Source organism: Holdemanella sp. DFI.5.55 (assembly GCF_020593575.1).
GTDB classification, from domain to species: Bacteria; Bacillota_I; Bacilli_A; order Erysipelotrichales; family Erysipelotrichaceae; genus Holdemanella; species Holdemanella hominis.
In genome coordinates this window covers 1-17,077 of record NZ_JAJDMK010000052.1, presented here as the reverse complement: position 1 = coordinate 17,077, position 17,077 = coordinate 1, and the positions used below count along the sequence as shown (strand labels likewise).

17 protein-coding genes and 2 tRNA genes are annotated in these 17,077 nt (G+C 33.5%); 6 read left to right on the top strand and 13 right to left on the bottom strand.

Annotation, left to right across the window (positions count from 1 at the left end; translation table 11 throughout):
• The first annotated feature begins 119 nt into the window (after nucleotides 1-119).
• The gene (locus LJE08_RS09855) at nucleotides 120-575 is read left to right on the top strand and encodes a transposase (protein ID WP_227403074.1); all 456 of its coding nucleotides are present in this window, start codon (nucleotides 120-122) and stop codon (nucleotides 573-575) included.
• Between the two features lie 403 nt (nucleotides 576-978).
• On the opposite strand, the gene LJE08_RS09850 is transcribed toward LJE08_RS09855, so the two are convergent.
• Together LJE08_RS09850 and LJE08_RS09845 are read right to left on the bottom strand one after the other, a co-directional pair.
• Nucleotides 979-1,380 carry a hypothetical protein gene (locus tag LJE08_RS09850; RefSeq protein WP_227403073.1) on the bottom strand — a complete coding sequence of 134 codons (402 nt, stop codon included), beginning with the start codon at nucleotides 1,378-1,380 and terminating at the stop codon, nucleotides 979-981.
• The gene (locus tag LJE08_RS09845; RefSeq protein WP_227403072.1) at nucleotides 1,352-1,951 is read right to left on the bottom strand and encodes a hypothetical protein; all 600 of its coding nucleotides are present in this window, start codon (nucleotides 1,949-1,951) and stop codon (nucleotides 1,352-1,354) included. Before LJE08_RS09845 ends, LJE08_RS09850 begins: the two co-directional genes overlap by 29 nt.
• 537 nt (nucleotides 1,952-2,488) lie before the next feature.
• Here LJE08_RS09845 and LJE08_RS09840 point away from each other — a divergent pair.
• Both LJE08_RS09840 and LJE08_RS09835 read left to right on the top strand, forming a co-directional pair.
• Nucleotides 2,489-2,695: a hypothetical protein gene (locus LJE08_RS09840; RefSeq protein ID WP_217256370.1), complete on the top strand. Its 207-nt coding sequence runs from the start codon at nucleotides 2,489-2,491 to the stop codon at nucleotides 2,693-2,695.
• A 59-nt stretch (nucleotides 2,696-2,754) separates the two neighbouring features.
• Nucleotides 2,755-2,847 (top strand): DUF6440 family protein, encoded by a 93-nt coding sequence (locus tag LJE08_RS09835; protein WP_227403071.1) that lies wholly within the window; start codon nucleotides 2,755-2,757, stop codon nucleotides 2,845-2,847.
• A gap of 148 nt (nucleotides 2,848-2,995) precedes the next feature.
• Here the strand turns inward: LJE08_RS09835 and LJE08_RS09830 are convergent.
• The 4 genes from LJE08_RS09830 to LJE08_RS09815 all read right to left on the bottom strand — a co-directional run bounded on the left by LJE08_RS09830 (nucleotide 2,996) and on the right by LJE08_RS09815 (nucleotide 7,125).
• Nucleotides 2,996-3,072, bottom strand: a tRNA-Arg gene (locus LJE08_RS09830).
• A gap of 54 nt (nucleotides 3,073-3,126) precedes the next feature.
• Nucleotides 3,127-4,950 (bottom strand): ABC transporter ATP-binding protein, encoded by a 1,824-nt coding sequence (locus LJE08_RS09825; protein ID WP_217256374.1) that lies wholly within the window; start codon nucleotides 4,948-4,950, stop codon nucleotides 3,127-3,129.
• Nucleotides 4,940-6,670 carry an ABC transporter ATP-binding protein gene (locus LJE08_RS09820; RefSeq protein ID WP_227403070.1) on the bottom strand — a complete coding sequence of 577 codons (1,731 nt, stop codon included), beginning with the start codon at nucleotides 6,668-6,670 and terminating at the stop codon, nucleotides 4,940-4,942. The genes LJE08_RS09825 and LJE08_RS09820 overlap by 11 nt, the downstream gene beginning before the upstream one ends.
• A 29-nt stretch (nucleotides 6,671-6,699) precedes the next feature.
• Nucleotides 6,700-7,125, bottom strand: coding sequence for a MarR family winged helix-turn-helix transcriptional regulator (locus LJE08_RS09815; protein WP_158551100.1), 426 nt, complete (start codon nucleotides 7,123-7,125; stop codon nucleotides 6,700-6,702).
• 130 nt (nucleotides 7,126-7,255) lie between these two features.
• Here LJE08_RS09815 and rlmD point away from each other — a divergent pair, with 130 nt between their 5' ends.
• Together rlmD and LJE08_RS09805 are read left to right on the top strand one after the other, a co-directional pair.
• Nucleotides 7,256-8,551 (top strand): 23S rRNA (uracil(1939)-C(5))-methyltransferase RlmD, encoded by a 1,296-nt coding sequence (gene rlmD / locus LJE08_RS09810; RefSeq protein ID WP_227403069.1) that lies wholly within the window; start codon nucleotides 7,256-7,258, stop codon nucleotides 8,549-8,551.
• A gap of 14 nt (nucleotides 8,552-8,565) precedes the next feature.
• Nucleotides 8,566-8,651 (top strand) — tRNA-Leu (locus LJE08_RS09805).
• A gap of 71 nt (nucleotides 8,652-8,722) precedes the next feature.
• Here the strand turns inward: LJE08_RS09805 and LJE08_RS09800 are convergent.
• Genes LJE08_RS09800 through LJE08_RS09790 form a run of 3 tightly spaced genes read right to left on the bottom strand, consistent with a single transcriptional unit; the run spans nucleotide 8,723 to nucleotide 12,523 of the window.
• A complete protein-coding gene (locus LJE08_RS09800) occupies nucleotides 8,723-9,013 on the bottom strand; it encodes a septum formation initiator family protein (RefSeq protein WP_117926585.1) in 291 nt (96 codons plus the stop codon).
• A 53-nt stretch (nucleotides 9,014-9,066) separates the two neighbouring features.
• The gene (mnmG, locus tag LJE08_RS09795) at nucleotides 9,067-10,914 is read right to left on the bottom strand and encodes a tRNA uridine-5-carboxymethylaminomethyl(34) synthesis enzyme MnmG (RefSeq protein ID WP_217256376.1); all 1,848 of its coding nucleotides are present in this window, start codon (nucleotides 10,912-10,914) and stop codon (nucleotides 9,067-9,069) included.
• A 1-nt stretch (nucleotide 10,915) separates the two neighbouring features.
• On the bottom strand, nucleotides 10,916-12,523 hold the full coding sequence (locus LJE08_RS09790; RefSeq protein ID WP_186998983.1) for an oligosaccharide flippase family protein: 1,608 nt from the start codon (nucleotides 12,521-12,523) through the stop codon (nucleotides 10,916-10,918).
• 100 nt (nucleotides 12,524-12,623) lie between these two features.
• On the opposite strand from LJE08_RS09790, the gene LJE08_RS09785 reads away from it, so the two are divergent.
• On the top strand, nucleotides 12,624-14,120 hold the full coding sequence (locus tag LJE08_RS09785; RefSeq protein WP_227403068.1) for an NAD(P)H-hydrate dehydratase: 1,497 nt from the start codon (nucleotides 12,624-12,626) through the stop codon (nucleotides 14,118-14,120).
• Here the strand turns inward: LJE08_RS09785 and LJE08_RS09780 are convergent.
• The 4 genes from LJE08_RS09780 to LJE08_RS09765 are packed head-to-tail and all read right to left on the bottom strand — an operon-like array spanning nucleotide 14,117 to nucleotide 16,970.
• On the bottom strand, nucleotides 14,117-14,902 hold the full coding sequence (locus LJE08_RS09780; RefSeq protein WP_227403067.1) for a nucleoside phosphorylase: 786 nt from the start codon (nucleotides 14,900-14,902) through the stop codon (nucleotides 14,117-14,119). The two genes, LJE08_RS09785 and LJE08_RS09780, sit on opposite strands and share 4 nt — an antisense overlap.
• An 8-nt stretch (nucleotides 14,903-14,910) precedes the next feature.
• Entirely contained in the window at nucleotides 14,911-15,210 is a 300-nt protein-coding gene (locus LJE08_RS09775) for a hypothetical protein (RefSeq protein WP_118115008.1), read from the bottom strand.
• Nucleotides 15,210-15,497: a hypothetical protein gene (locus LJE08_RS09770; RefSeq protein ID WP_217256380.1), complete on the bottom strand. Its 288-nt coding sequence runs from the start codon at nucleotides 15,495-15,497 to the stop codon at nucleotides 15,210-15,212. The genes LJE08_RS09775 and LJE08_RS09770 overlap by 1 nt, the downstream gene beginning before the upstream one ends.
• Nucleotides 15,498-15,506: 9 nt before the next feature.
• Nucleotides 15,507-16,970, bottom strand: coding sequence for a DUF1846 domain-containing protein (locus LJE08_RS09765; protein ID WP_217256381.1), 1,464 nt, complete (start codon nucleotides 16,968-16,970; stop codon nucleotides 15,507-15,509).
• Between the last annotated feature and the right edge of the window lie 107 nt (nucleotides 16,971-17,077).

The window sequence follows — 17,077 nt, the reverse complement described above, 5'->3', positions numbered from 1 at the left end:
TACCACTGGTGTAAATTTTCTCTTTTTGACTAGTCCTATTTATATGCTAACATCAATGTGATAAGGATGATATTGAAGTATTAATACTTCAGAGATTCATCAAAAAATTAAAAGAAGATATGGCAGAAGCTGAAAGAACCATTGGTGAAATGATTAAGCTAGCACAGGAACTACCTGACTTTAGTATAATCAAATCTATTCCAGGTATTGGAGATAACCTAGCTGCACGTATTATTGCAGAACCAGGTGACATGACAAGATTTAAAAAGAAGAATGAGTTAGTAGCCTTTGCCGGACTGGATCCAAGAATCAGTGAGAGTGGACAGAATGACGGGGATCATATGCACATTACTAAAAAAGGCAATAAACGATTAAGGTGTTTATTATATCTGGCTGTAACGTGTTCTATAAGGCTTAAGAGAGATGATAATAGTATTAAGGATTTCTATATAAAGAAAAAGCAGCAATCAAACCCGATGTGTTCGAAAGCTGCAAAGACTGCATGTGCTAGTAAATTAGTACGAATAATTTATAGCATGTGCAAAACTGGTGAGTTATACCAGTACAATAAATAACAACGAGATTATACACCAAAACTACCCTGAAAAAAAGCGCTTTTTCTTCAGGGTTTTTCAGCATGCAATAAAAACCATGAAAAATTATTGATATAATTTTTGAATTTTTTCTTGATTTCTATTATCCAATTTTTTTAAGTCATCTATGATAGTCAAATTGTCATTCATCTGTTTCACAAAACCACCTACTCTTTTCAATACTATTTTAATTGAATTAGTTAATAAAAAAACACCCAAGACTCCGTTAGTTAGACGGAGAGGAGTGTTTTCAGAACACATCTGCAAGTAGTAGTCTTGTAGTAGTTCTATTCATATAATAATCCTTTTTACAAACCATTGTGTTAACACAAACACACAAAGACAAAAAAACAAGAATAAATCAACCTTAACTGCTTTTAATATGTTAATCCAATCTGTTTTTTTCAATAGCCATTCTTTTTAACTTTTTATCTATCTGTTTTGCGATTTTATAATCTTCTTCAAATTGAAAGTTATGTTGTATGACCGGATTTTTCGATATATATACATATACCTTACCTATATTTGATAATTCAATTTCAACACCTACATACACTTTTTTCAATTCAATAAAAATACTCGTATTAAACGTACTAATTAACACTCTATGAGAAAATAATGGTGATTTGCCTTTATATCTAGCATGTTCATAAACTATTTGACTTCTAACAACATCACAAAATTTGTAAGTCCCTAAACTACCATCACATATTGTAAATTCTTTGTTCTTCTCATCAAAAAGGATGCTGTCAGCTATTTTATTGATATACAATGTTGAGATGCTCATTATTTCTTAACTCCTCAGATTTTTGCATAACATATATCAAACTTAATCCATTCTCTGCTGCAAATTTTGTAGCTTCTTGAATATCAAAAAACAGCTCATTTCCTTGTTCATAGTAAACAATCCATTCATCAGGGTTAATTGACTCATTATTTTCTAATGGCCGAGCTCTTGTAGGAACGGCTGTGATTGTATTTGTCAAAGAGCCCACGTAAACTGGCGTACTTAGAGCTGTGTTAGCATACTCAGCAACATTAATATTATATGTTATTGCATTATTGGCAGAATGAACAAGCTTAGATGATTGACTTGGAGAGATTGTACACCCATATTGTAGAGCATAATGCTGGCAATTTGATCCATATAAACTAATATCATTAGCATAAGTGATTGTACCATTATTATGTTGTACACTTATGTTATACCAATACGAATACGCGTAAACTGAAAGATAGCTTCCTATCACTTGTGCTCTCTTGTTGTAAGAAGCCGCATATAAACTAATAGTCGACATGCTTATAATACTAATACACAAAATCAAAGTAATAATGCCATAATATATTTTATTTTTCATCACATATTTCCTTTCTTTTATTTTTTTACATCAAGTAAGTATGACCATATAAACTGTGTCCATTGCTATCACATCTCCTAAAATATGATTTCTTATTATTATCTTAATTTTTCCACCATTTAAATATAAGACTACACAATTAACTTTCATATTAAGACTTTATTTACAAGATTGTGTCAACGAAAAAGGGTGTTTCTAAAACATATTTTCAAATAATTGTCTAGTAGTAGTTCTATGCATAGAATAATCCTTTTTACAAACCATTGTGTTAACACAAACACACAAAGACAGAAAAAATTTCAATTGATAATTCAATCAAATTAATCATTTATGATTATTAATATATAATTCTAGAAATAATTTAAGTAGGAAACAACTCTGCAAATTGTAGTCTTGTAGTAGTTCTATGCATAGAATAATCCTTTACCTTTCCTTCTGTGTTAACAAATAATGATAAAACACCAATTAAAGCAATTGTGTCATATCAAAATTTTAATTACAATAATCTTAGAAAGATTCATGGAGGATCAAATACATATGTATTACTTATTATTCACTGTACAATTCATCTTATTTTTCATTGCACTTACAGATTATTCAAAATGGAAACTAATTTCATTTTTCACCATTACTGCAGTATTGATTCTATATAGTATCTATACACATGATACAGGGCAAATCATCATGTGTATTTTGGACATGGTTTTCATTGGTTTCTATTGGTTTTATAAGAAAAGACACTAAATAATAGTCAGGAACACTTATAGATCGTATTATAATTAATGCTTGATTGATGTAATGTAATGGAAATTTTAGTTTATACACAAACAGGAGTAAATTATATTTTCCATAGAAACGGAAATGCAGCAGGCTTCACACCTTTACTGATAAGATGACAAACCAGTAGTTAGTAAATAATATATTTTATTAATTCCAGAGCATTTGTAACAAAGAGACGTAATGTTTCTTTGTTTTTTTATAAAGGTTTTCAAAACTATCTATAAAAAGAAAAAAAGCCCTTATATAAGGGCTAATTCTTAAAAATGGCGTCGACGGAGGGATTCGAACCCCCGACCGTGCGCTTAGAAGGCGCATGCTCTATCCGGCTGAGCTACGTCGACAACGCATACATTTTATAACATAATCAAAATATATGCAAGCCAAAATTTAAATATTTAGTCTAACTCAAAAGCACCCGTGTACAATTGATAGTATTTACCCTTTTGTTTCAACAAGTCCTCATGATTACCACGCTCAATAATATGACCTTGTTCTAACACCATGATCGCATCACTATTTTGGATAGTTGAAAGTCTATGTGCAATCACAAATACCGTTCTTCCTTCCATCAACTTATCCATACCTTCCTGAACGATTCTTTCTGTATGTGTATCAATGGAACTTGTTGCTTCATCCAAAATCAAAACAGGAGGATTGGCAACAGCTGCACGTGCAATGGATAAAAGTTGTCTTTGTCCTTGCGATAAAGATTCTCCACCTGCATGAATCATTGTGTCATAACCATGTTCTAAGTGTTTAATAAATTCATGTGCATTCGAAAGTTTACTAGCCGCAATACACTCTTCATCACTCGCATCTAAACGACCATAACGAATGTTATCCATGATTGTACCAGTAAACAAGTTTGTATCCTGTAATACAATACCTAATGATTTTCTAAGATCTGCTTTCTTGATTAGTTTTACATCAATACCATCATACGTAATGGAACCCGATTGAATATCATAAAAACGATTGATTAGATTCGTGATTGTTGTTTTACCAGCACCTGTAGCTCCTACAAAGGCAATCTTTTGTCCTGGTTTCGCAAATAGAGAAACATCAAATAAAATCTGTTTATCTGGATTATAAGAGAAGTTCACATTTTCAAAACGAACATCTCCACGAAGTGGAACCAATTCATCTTGCCCATCTTTTCTTGGATGATGCCAAGCCCAGTGATCATGATCAATTTGTTCTAAAGTCACGATACCATCATCCACTTCACTTTCCATATCTATGATTTCATAAATACGCTTAGCTCCTGCATCTGCCATTATTACTGCATTTAGCTGCATACTAATTTGTCCAATTGGATTTGTGAAACTACGATTTAATTGTAAGAAAGCGGCAATGCCACCTAATGTTAATCCTGCAATATGATTTAGGGCAAAGATAGAACCAACTACCGCAACAAGTACATAAGAAATGTACCCAATATTCATTACGACTGGCATTAAAACATTCGCAAACGTATTCGCATTGGCACTTGCTTCAAACAACGCATCATTTACTTGATCAAAATCTTTGATACTTTGTTCTTCATGCGTAAAAACTTTAATGACTTTACTTCCTTCCATCATTTCTTCAATAAAACCATTTTCTACACCCAATTGTTTTTGTTGGGCAATAAAGTATTTACCTGATTTTGCCGAAATCTTTTTTGAAGTATACACCATCAATAAACCACATGCGATTGTTAAAACAGCCAATGGAACATTTAAGATGAACATGGAAATCGTAACTGAGATAATCGTCATTAAAGATACAATAACCTGAGGAATACTTTGAGAAATTAGCTGTCTTAAAGTATCCGTATCATTTGTATAAACAGACATGATATCCCCATGTGCATGTGTATCAAAGAAGCACAATGGCAATGTCTGCATATGTTCAAACAATTCATCACGAATATGTTTTAAAGTACCCAATGAAATTGTTACCATTATACGATTAAATCCATACGTAGCTAAAATACCAACACCATAAATCATTACCAATTCCATTAATGCATTGAATAAAGGCGTATAATTCGGAACTGTTTGTGATAATAACGGAACAATATAATCATCAATCAAGCTCTTTAAAAACATGCTTCCATATACATTGGCGATACTAGATACAATGATCAATACAAGCACAATAAAACTTTCAATCTTATAAGAAGTGATTGTTTCTTTAATAACTCGCTTTAGACTATTTGTATCTCTATTGTTCATCAAAGTCACCTCCATTATTTTGTGCTTCAAACGTTTCTTTATACATCGCATTTGATTTTAATAATTCTTCATGCGTACCTAAACCAGAAATTTTTCCATCGTCAATCACAAGAATCTGATCTGCATCTTGAATACTTGAAACACGCTGTGAAATAATGATTCGAGTTGTATGTGGAATCTTCTCTAAGAATGCTTGTCGAATCAAAGCATCGGTTTTTGTATCCACGGCACTTGTAGAATCATCTAAAATCAAAATTTTAGGACTCTTTAGTATGGCTCTTGCGATACACAAACGCTGTCTTTGTCCACCCGAAACATTCGTACCACCTTGCTCAATATACGTATCATATTTATTTGGCATCAACTGAATAAATTCATCCGCCTGTGCTAATTTACAAGCTTCCATGATCTCTTCATCTGTCGCATTTGGATTACCCCAACGCATATTCTCTTTGATTTTTCCCGAAAATAAAACATTCTTTTGTAGAACCATGGCCACATTATCGCGCAATACTTTTAAATCATAATCACGAACATCCATTCCCGCTACTTTAACACTACCTTGTGTTACATCATATAGTCTTGGAATCAATTGTACTAAACTCGATTTACTAGATCCCGTTGTTCCAAGAATTCCTAGTGTTGATCCTGAAGGAATGTGCAAATCAATATGACTTAAAATATCTTCATCATTTCCATAATGAAATGAAACATCTTCAAAATCAATGGTTCCATTGGCCACAGTTTGAACTCCGTTTTCTGGACTTGTTAAATCGGATTCTTGATTTAATACTTCGGCAATACGTTTTCCACTCGCAATCGACATTGTCACCATGACAAAAACCATACTCATCATCATCAATGACATCAAAATACTTGCAGTATATGTAAATAAAGACATCAATTCTCCGGTTGTCATGTTTTGAGCCACAATTTGATGAGCCCCTAACCACGAAATCAAAATAATTGTGCCATACATACAAAGCTGCATAACAGGCGAGTTAAACACTAAGATTTTTTCCGCTTTCCCTTGAATACTAAAAATAGTCTCACTTTCATTACGGAACTTTTCAATTTCATGATCCTTACGAACAAAAGATTTCACGACACGAATGCCTAGAATATTTTCTTGAATACTCGCATTTAAAAAATCATAGCGAGAAAATAATCGACTAAAGATGGGACTTACAATAAAAATAATTCCAAACAAAACGACTCCCAAAAATAAAACCGTAACCACAAAAATCATTGCCATTCGTATATTAATGATAAAAGCCATGATCAAAGATGCGATTAACATCAATGGTGCACGAACACAAACACGAATAATCATCTGATATGCATTTTGTATATTTGTCACATCCGTCATCATACGTGTGATTAATCCACTTGTTGAATAAGCGTCAATATTTGAAAAAGAAAAGTTTTGAATATTACGATACTCTGCCTTTCTTAAATTCTTCGCAAAACCACTCGATGCGATTGCCGCATGCTTTCCACTTTTAGCACCAGCCCATAAAGATACAAAGGCGGCCACCAACATTAAAGTACCATAAAACCAAATTGAACCCATATTTCCTTTTTCAATACCATTATCCACTAATAATGCCATCAAAAATGGAATAAACACTTCAAGTATGGCTTCGATTGAAACATAAATCGGACTCAATAACGTATCCTTTTTATATTCTTTAACTTCATTCAATAAAGTCTTGACCATAATAAACCTCCATTATTCTAAATCTTCAATTATTCTAAATTTTCAGCTAGCTCTTTTAAAATTTCTAACAATTGCACCTTCTTCTCGTCACCTAAAACATTTCCAAATCTAGATTCCATTGTACGAATCTGCTTCACGATATCTTCATGAAGATCCTGCTCTTTTTGAGTCAACACAATAGCACGAACTCTTTTATCCTTTTGATTCAATTTTCTTTCAATAAACCCCTTCTGTTCCAAGCGATTTAAAATCCCTGTAACTGTGGGATTCGAAATATGAAAATGTTCCTCAATATCTCTTTGAATAACTGGATCCTTATCCGTAAAATGTAGATATCCTAAGACGTCTTGTTGAGATTTAGTTAAATCATATTTTTTTAAACCTTCATTCATATGTTTGTCCATTTTTTTCTTGATTAAACTAAAATAAAAACCAATCTCATTATTGTCACACATTTTCCTCACCTCATTTCCATAGCATGCTATATATTTACATAGTACGCTATATATTTACATAGTACGCTATATATATTACTATAATAATTCCATTTGTCAATTCTTGTTTTTTTAGATATCATAAATATGTATGAAAAAAAATGAAGAATATATTGTAACATGTATCGATGATACAGATTTAAATAGTGGTGTTGTAAAAATTGACGATATGGTTGTCTTTGTGCCAAACTTATTGATTGGTGAAAAGGCAAAAATCAAAATCGTAAAAGTCAACAAAAAATATGCTTTTGGCATAATTACTCAACTTTTAAAGCCAAGTATAAATCGCCAAGAACTTACTTGTGAAGTTGCTAAAACATGTGGTGGGTGCCAACTTCAACACATGAAGTATGCTTATCAATTAGACTATAAATATAAACATGTCAAAAAATTATTTGAAGATATTGAAGTAAAGTCAATACTAGGTATGGATTCTCCTTGGTACTATCGTAACAAAGCACAGTTTCCGGTTAAAATCAAAGATGGTAAGGTCCTGATGGGTTTTTATCGCCAACATTCAAACGACGTTGTGACATGTAAAGAATGCAAGATTCAAGATTTTACAATCAATAAAATCTTTGGCTTCATTCAAAAACATATCACAATTGAAATGGCAGAAGGCTTACGCCACATCTTTATCCGCCACTCAAGTACAGATGAAATTCAAGTGGTATTTATTGGTAAAAATGAAAAGAATATTTTGTCTTTGTCTAAACTATTAAAAAACACATTCTCAAACATCACAAGTATTGTATTTAACTACAACACACGAAATGACAACGTGATCTTAGGTGATACATATAAAGTCTTATATGGAAATGACTACATCATTGAAAAATGTTTAGGTAACAAAGTGAAATTGCACTTTAAATCCTTCTTCCAAGTCAACCCTATACAGATGGAAGTTTTGTACAATCAAGCCATTAAAGCCGCTAATCTTTCTGGAAACGAAACATGCATTGATATGTATGCAGGCACAGGTACCATTGGTATGGCTGTCAGTAAACATGCGAAAAGCGTGATTGGTGTTGAAATCGTTAAAGAAGCCGTTGATAATGCCAACGACAATACAAAAATGAATCACCTTGATAATTGTCACTATGTTTGTCAGGATGCCACAGATTTTGCACACGAACGTAAAAGCGATAAAATTGATGTCGTCTTTATTGATCCACCAAGAAAAGGAATGGCAGAAATTGGAATCCAAGATACGGTGACCATGCAGCCCGAAAAGATTATATACGTTTCTTGCAATCCTAAAACGTTATCACGAGATTTAAAAATCTTTAAAAATTATGGATACCAATGCGAATACGTTCAACCTGTAGACATGTTTTGTCAAACAACCGGACTTGAATGTGTTGCCAAACTCAGTAAAATAGTGTAATATTTTAACACTATGAGGCCGTGGTGGAATTGGTAGACACGCTACTTTGAGGGGGTAGTGAGTTATGCTCGTGTGCGTTCAAATCGCATCGGCCTCACCATATAGATATAAAAAGTGCTTCTTCGGCACTTTTTTATTTTCCACACAAAAAAACTAGACCAAACGGCCTAGTTAGTCTTTACTTGGAAATTTAAATACTTGCTCCCCCTCTTTTGTCACTAAGTATTTTCCACGCGCAATATATTCAACATAATCTGGATTTGTCAGATTCTGTTTTGCTTTCTCCAATTCTTTCTTTTTAGAAGACAATTCTTTTTTTTCTTTTTCCTTTTGAACAATACTCGACTTTAACTCATGCGTCATTGACAATTGCTGCAAACCACCCATGATTAAAAAGCCAGACATAACCAGCATTGCGATATATACAAAGAAATGTTGAACTTTTTTTCGTTTTCCCTTCATATTTTTATCCCCTTTTTACTATAGCATATAATAGAAAGCGATTTCAATGTAAATTATTTCACACGCATAGCTAAAATCGCAATGTCACTAGGATTTATACCAGAAATACGACTTGCTTGTCCTAATGTTAAAGGCTTGATAGCTGTTAATTTTTGTCTTGCCTCCAAAGATAAATTATCCATATTTTCATAATCCAAATCTGCAGGAAGCTTCATTTTTTCCATCTGCTGTAAATGTTTCGCATCGCGCTTTGCCTTGGCAATATAACCAGCATACTTTGTCTGGATCTCAATCTGCTCATTGATTTGAGTTTCGTAATCCAATCCCGTATATTTTGCCAAGCCCTTAACTGTAATTTTTGGACGTTTAATTAAATCCAATGCACTACATCCATGTGCCAATGGATCAAAGCCCAAGCTATCAAGATATTCATTGACTTCACTATTCGGTTTAATATGTGCATTTGAAAGTTCTTCTCGAGCAACCTCAATATCATTCATCTTCTTTTTATATGCATCATATCTTTCTTGTGAAACCAAACCAATTTCATAGCCTTTTTCAAGCAATCTTTGATCCGCATTGTCATGACGTAACAACAATCTATATTCCGCTCTTGAAGTTAATAAACGATAAGGTTCCTTTGTTCCTTTTGTACATAAATCATCTAACATGACACCAATATAAGCTTCATCACGACGAAGAACAAATTGTTCTTTACCATCCACTTTCAATGCCGCATTCGCCCCAGCCATCAATCCTTGACCAGCTGCTTCTTCGTATCCGCTCGTACCATTGACCTGTCCTGCAGTAAATAAATTCTCAACAATTTTATTTTCCATATTCGGCTTCATCTGAAGTGGATCAATCGCATCATATTCAATCGCATACGCATATTTTTCAATCACACAATTTTCAAGTCCCGGCAAAGAATGAACCATCTTTTCCTGTACATCAATAGGCATTGATGTTGAGAATCCTTGAATGTAAATTGTATCTAATTCTTTAGATTCAGGCTCTAAGAAAAGCTGATGTCTTTCTTTATCCGCAAAACGAACCAATTTATCTTCAATACTTGGGCAATAACGAGGACCTACCCCTTTTACTAACCCAGAATACATTGCAGAATCATGCAAATGTGTATGAATGATTTCATGCGTTTCTGGCTGTGTATAAATTAAATGGCAAATCTCTTGTTTTTCAAAAGGCAATACATCCTCTTGTTTTGTTGTTTCACTAAAGCGCAAAAATTGATTTGTCCCTGGTTGTGGTTCTGTCTTTGAAAAATCAATTGTATCCATTTTAATACGAGCTGGTGTTCCCGTCTTTAAACGGAAAGTTTTAATTCCAGCCTCACGCAATGATTCTGACAACGTATTAACCGTCCTTTGATCTTCTGGACCAGAAACAGTGGAAGTATGTCCTCTTAAAACATTACTTGCCATATAAGTACCTGTTGTCAAAACAACCGTCTTACTTTCAATAAATGTTCCATCTTCTAGCTCAACACCACAGGCTTTTCCATCCTTGATTACAACAATTTTACATGCTGCCTCAATAATATCTAAATTATCCTGTTCTTCTAATGCCTTTTTCATAAAACGTTTATAGGCAATCTTATCGCTTTGAACACGCAAACTCCATACTCCAGGTCCTTTTGTCGTATTCAACATCTTAAACTGTAAAGCCGTCTTATCTGCCGCAATAGGCATCATACCACCCAAGGCATCAATTTCTCGAACTACGATTCCTTTTGCCGGTCCACCTACACTAGGATTACATGGCATCGAACCAATCATATCTTTACTTAAAGTCACGATAGCCGTTTTCTTATTCATTCGACTCGCCGCTAAACAAGCCTCAATTCCGGCATGTCCAGCTCCAACAACTACTACATCATACATTTTATACACCCGATTTCTTTCTTAGTTGAAAGTGAAAAATATTTTGTGGAACTTTTAAATACAAAGTAACTACCACATATACAATTACACTTAATAAACCATTTAAACACATCTTGAACAAACATGAAAGTTTTGATCCTTCAACACCATACAATCCAACTTTAGATAGAAGTATTGAAGTAATCCATAACGCTAACAATCCAATCAAAATACGCACTACAATAATTAAAGTTTTACGATATGAAATGTTGTATACATCTTGAATCTCTTTTAAATTTTTATAAATGATATATCCTGTACCAATAAAACTTGAAATAACAGCACCTGCGATCCCCATGATCCATACAAATGGAATCAAAAGAACTCCTTTGATCAATACACCAATCGCAAGATTTTTTAATACATTTTTTCTTAATTCCAAAGAAACCATTAAATTCGTAACTAATGGAGCTAATGTAGATAAGAAACCTTCCAAAGCCATCCATTGTACAACGAATGTACACAATTCTAAGTTTTCGGAATAATATAACGTGTAATTCAATGGTCCTGCATACGCAAAAATACAAAACGATACAGGAATAGCTACATATAAAACTACGTTGATACTATCCAACACATTTTTCTTAACTAACTTATAATTTTTCTTTGACAAAGCCTCTGAAATATGCGGAATTATCGCTGTCGCAAAACCAGGGCCCAAAATCATTGGGATCGCATTTAATTTACCTGCCACATAATTTGATGCAGAAATGACAGTCGTTGTATCTTTGGCATTATAATGCATTTTTAATCCTGTAGGAAGTAAGAAACCATTAAATACCTGGTCAATATTTCCTAAAATAGCAACCACTAAATAAGGAATAGCTAGGATAAGAATTTCTCTGAAGATTTTCTTAGCTGAATGAGAACGTGTCGTTTGTCTTTGTACCATTTCATCCACTACACATTGGTGTTTACGATCAAAATACGCAAATTGAGAAATTGCCGCAATCGTTGCCACAGAAGTTGACATAACCGCCGCATATAATGCATACTTTTTATCCCATCCAAACGCATAGACTACAAGGCATGCTGCACTTAGTAAAAAGGCAACGCGGAACACTTGTTCAAAAGCTTGTGAAAAAGCATATTCTTCCATTTCTTTTAAGCCTTGATAATATCCTCTAAATGCAGATAATACAGGAACAAGAAAAATCGCTAGAGATAATATTTTCAAACAATTTGCCATGATATCGGCATTCTTGGCGACCATAGCTGGCGCAATTACATTCGATAAAGTAAATAAGAGGATCATTCCAACAAATCCCGTTAAGCCTAAAATCGCAAAAGCAATTTTCTTTACCAGAATAACACTTTTCGCATCTTCTAAAGCAATATAACGAGCTACAAGTGTGGCCACGGCAAAAGGGACTCCCGACTGAAATATCGTCAATAAATACGCATATATATTATAAGATTGTGCATATACAGACTGATACGCTTCCGATTGAAGTATATATGAAAATGGAATTGTATAAGCCAATCCAATTAGTTTTGATACAAATAGACCGCCTGTTCCGATCAGGCCGCCAACAATAATCGACTTTTTGGCCGCTGAAGATTTCGACATAAAATAAATACCCCCAATTTCATAATTATAACATACATCCTTAAAAGTATTATGATTTTTTAAACATTAAGAGTATAGTAAAGATAAGGAGTGTGAGATTATGTATCCAGCCTATATACATACGCAAACTACGGCTCGAAACATTGATCATGCAGCCATCAAAACATACCAGATTCCAAGTTTGATTTTGATGGAACATGCAGCTTTAAAATCAGCCGAAATTATTGAACAAATCACAAATACAAACCAATCTATCTGTATTCTTTGCGGTCCTGGAAATAATGGTGCCGATGGATTAGCAATCGCAAGACTTCTACAGCCTAAATATCCAAATCTATATGTTGTGGTTCCAGAAATCAAAAAGATGTCGGAAGATGAAAAAATTCAATTTCAAATGGTACAAAATTTAAAAATTCCATTCAGCAAAAATCTTCCTAATGTCACTTATGACATTTATATTGATTGCCTTTTTGGCAATGGATTATCTAGAGATATTACCGGATTTTATAAAACTATGATTCAAAATGTAAACACATCTCAGTCCACCATTATCAGTATTGATATGCCTAGTGGCATTGATTCCACTATGGGAAATGTTCTAGGATGCGCCATTCATGCAGATTACACAATTAGCTTGGATTGCTACAAACAAGGACAATGGCTAAATGAAGGAAAAAATCATTGTGGCAAATTATATCTCGTAGATATCGGAATTCCTCAAATTCTTCATCAAAAATGCATGGACAAAATTAAAATATTAAATGAGGAGGATATTCATCTTCCAAATCGCCCATTGAATGCACATAAGTCAACTTTTGGAAAAGCCCTAATGATTGGCGGAAGTCAAAACATGCATGGTGCAATCCACATGGCAAGTCTTAGTGCTTATAAAAGTGGTATCGGTACTCTTACTTTGATGGTTCCAGAATGTATTTCTAATGTTCTCGCAATCAAATCCGATTTTTATATGCTTCTTCAATGTGCCAATCGTAATGGTATATTTAGTTCTAAAGCCATTGATTTGTTGAAACAAAATATTAACAATTATTCAATTATTTCAATTGGAAATGGCATGCAAAAAAACAACATTACTATCGCTTTAGTTGAACAAGCTTTAAAGAGTGACAAAAAAATAGTACTTGATGCCGATGCATTATGGGCTGCACAAAAGAATATTGAATTATTAAAACGGAGTGAAACCACAATTTTAACTCCGCATATTAAAGAAATGTCCGATTTAACAGGTATCCATGTTTCTACCATTATATCAAATCCATTCGAAGTGGCTCGCGACTTTTCAAAAGAATATCCAAGCTGCGTACTCATACTAAAATCAAGTCAAACCTATATTGCCCATCAAGGCAGTGTCTATGTTTTAGATGCACAAAATGCAGGTCTGGCAAAAGGCGGCAGTGGGGATATTTTATGTGGTATTGTCGTTGCGATGCTTGGACAGTGCAAAGATAGTTTACAAGCGGCTCTATGTGCTACCTATATTCATTCGCAAAGTGCTAAACTTGATATAGATTCGGCAAGTTTCATGCCAGAAGATATTATCAACAATATTCCAAACACATTAAAAAGGCTGAGATCCTAGTGATTCTCAGCCTCATCTTTTTGTATCAAATTTTTCAATGTTAAAACAGCACATTTCATTAATGGTTTTAAATCATGATTTTGAATGTTTGATAATCCTGCTTTTTCTCTTTCCTGATTCGCTAAACATAAAAACATAGCTCCACTACGAACATGACGAGTTTGTCCTACGATAAACACAGTACTTGATTCCATTTCCGAAGCCAGACAATCCAGTCTGCAATACGCATCCCATTTGTTTTGCAACTCTTGATAAACTGGCATTGTTTCCAGTGCATGCTGACCAAAAAAAGAATCCTTACTTTGAACAACACCTACATGATAAGGCAGATTAAGTTTTTTTGCACTTTCTACTTGAGCATTTAAAACTTCAAAATGAGGAACAGCTGGAAATTCAATAGGTGCATATTCACGTGTTGTACCTTCTTGGCGAATGGCACCACTTGCAATCACAATATCTCCACCTTGAACATCAAGACGCATACCACCACATGTACCTACACGTAAAAAGGTATGACACCCTAGTTGAATAAGCTCTTCCATTGCGATTGCAGTACTGGCTCCACCAATACCAGTTGAAACTACGCTGCATAATACTCCATTAATATAGCCTGAATATGTAACATATTCACGGTTGTCCGCAACAAAATATGCATCATCTAAATAAGATGCGATATCCTTTACTCTTTTGGGATCTCCCGTTAAAATAACATAATCTCCAACACCATTTTCCTCTAATTGAGTATGATATTGTTTATTTGAACCTTCTGTGTAATCAATCATAATATATCCTAGAAAGATTGGAATTGTAAATAGTAGACATTTGGATGAAACATTGTCGTATTAAAGCTATAAGCCTGACAATCATCATTTTCTCCATCCCAGTCATTATTCAATTTGGATAATAAATCATCGATTTCATCTTCACTCAAATCACTTGTCGCATAAAACTCCATGCAACCAGCTAAACTCGGCTGTAATCGACTTGGAGAATAAGACATCTTTGAACAAATTTCATTCAATGCGTTTTGAACAACTTCAACAACAGCATCATCTTCTTTGTCAACAACTACATGCAATCTTATCTTCATTATACGTTCACCTTATCTACTACATAGTTACATAATTTTTTTAAGTTTGTATCATTAGACAAAGTGATAACTTTACCCAAACTTAAATTCAATGCTGCAATAACGGGTTTACCATTATCCATCAATACATTTAAAGTACCAGTAGTATTTTCGTAATATACATCAAACAAATAACTTTGTTTTCCGTTATCTTCTTTCTTTTCTCTTAAATCAAAATGGAAAGTATCTTTATTTTTTAAAATAATACGAACAGCTCCTGCCCCAGAGCTAGGAATTGATTTTGCCATAGAAACCTCCTACTTTTTATTAGCATCATATGTAAGCATAATGCCTAAATTCGCATAAATACTTAAATCTACATCCGCAACATCACAAGTCACATGAGCCTGCATACCTTTTAATTTTGGTAACATAGCTAATGCTTTTTTTGCATCTTCACTATGCAAAGCAGAAACAGATAACGCAATTAAAATTTCATTTGAATGAAGTCTTGGATTTACCGAACCAAGATATTCTGTTTTTAAGTTTTGGATAGGTAAAATAGCTTCTGGTGAAATTAAAACTTTCTTTTTATCAATTCCTGCAAGATGTTTTAATACATTCATTAAAACGGCTGAACAAGCACCCATTAAATTCGTTGTTTTTCCTGTAATTATTGTTCCATCATCCAATTCAATAGCACCAGATAAAGAATGAGTTTGTTCTTCTTTTTTACGTGCAGCAACAACACAAGGACGATCTAATTCTGTAATACCCGCTTTGTTCATAACAACTTCTTGTTTTTGAACTTCTTCATATGAACATAGTTCATGAGCATATCTTGTTTTACTTACAAAATAACGACGAATGATTTCCTGGTTACTTGCATTACAACATGCTTCATCATCACTAATACATAAACCCGCCATATTTACACCCATATCTGTAGGACTTTGATAAGGACTTGAACCATATATTTCTTCAAAAATGTTCTTTAGGACAGGAAAAATCTCAATGTCACGATTATAATTAACTGTTACTTCATTGTAAGCCTGTAAATGGAATGGGTCAATCATATTTACATCGGCCAAATCTGCAGTTGCAGCTTCATAAGCCAAATTTACAGGATGATTCAAAGGTAAATTCCAAATAGGGAACGTTTCATATTTTGCGTATCCTGCCTTAATGCCATGTTTATGTTCATGATATAACTGTGATAAACAAGTAGCCATTTTACCGCTACCAGGACCTGGAGCCGTCACAACAACTAAAGGTCTTGTTGTCTTAACATAATCATTCTTTCCAAATCCAGAATCAGAAATGATTTTTTTAGTATCTGTAGGATATCCTTCAATAAAGTAGTGGAAATATACGTCAATTTTTCTACGTTTCAAACGAGCTTTAAATAAATCAACTGCTTTTTGACGATTGTATTGTGTTACAACAACACTTCCAACATATAATCCTCGTTGAGTAAATTCATTGATCAAACGTAAAACATCTTCTTGATATGTAATTTGTAAATCGGAACGAGTTTTATTTTGTTCAATATCATTAGCATTAATGACAATGACAATTTCAGCATCATCTTTTAACTGCATCAACATTTGTAATTTTGAATCTGGCGAAAATCCAGGTAATACGCGAGAAGCATGATTATCATCAAATAATTTTCCACCAAACTCCAAATATAATTTATCTCCAAATTGAGAAATTCTTTCTTTAATATGCTCTGACTGCATTTCTAAATATTTTTGATTATTAAATCCAATTTTTTTCATAATTTCAATCTCCATACAACTCATGATTTTACAATAAAATTACAAAAAAGGCAAAAAAAAGGACCCGGCAGCTAGCTATCTTCGCAGGGGCAAGCCCAACTATTGTC